This is a genomic window from Vibrio sp. 1078-1 (assembly GCF_033340475.1).
Window position 1 is genome coordinate 1 of sequence record NZ_JAWOWM010000563.1, and the last position, 606, is coordinate 606.

A 606-nucleotide genomic window follows, 5' to 3' on the forward strand; every position below is an offset into this window, starting at 1 on the left:
GCCAAAATTAGGAGGAACTAACAGCCACATGAACACGCCGAGTGACCAAATGACGGTGCCAAACAAGAAGTCGTTAGAGTTGAAGGCCACATCGTATTGCATCAACCAGTAGGCTTCACCAAAGTGCAGAGCCATACCGAGGAGAATCAGGCGAATGGTGTTGTTGCGTGACCAAAGCCACTGTTTTTCTCGAATCAAGTAGCCAAATACCACAAGCAAGGTACTGAAAAATGGCCCATTACGAGTGAAAAACGGAGCAGGTAAATCGGTGAGAGGTTCATAGCTGCCTGCCAAAACACCATAGACGTAAAGCAGCACTGCTGTTGGAAGCAGTAACTGTGTCATGCCAATTCGAACTAAGAAGGCGATGATAGCGACCGCAATCACCAATGCTGGAATAAACCACAGGTGGACAAGCCCGCCTTCTAGTAATGAATTCAGTGGTACAGACGCTAAGTATCCCCAGTAGCCTTGTCGTTCGGCAAGGTATCCCGCTTCTGCTACGACTTGCCATTGGAACGGCATGAGTAAGCTGATCACGCTCCAAACCAACCAAATTTTCATTAGAGGTTTCGCATAGTTGACTAAAGTTTCGAGTGGATTGCT

The 606-nt window shown here is 47.4% G+C and carries 1 protein-coding gene; it reads right to left on the reverse strand.

Translation table 11 applies throughout. The features are described 5' to 3' along the window. A partial coding sequence (locus tag R7190_RS28800) for an acyltransferase family protein (RefSeq protein ID WP_411978100.1) occupies positions 1 to 606 on the reverse strand: 606 nt, incomplete at both ends.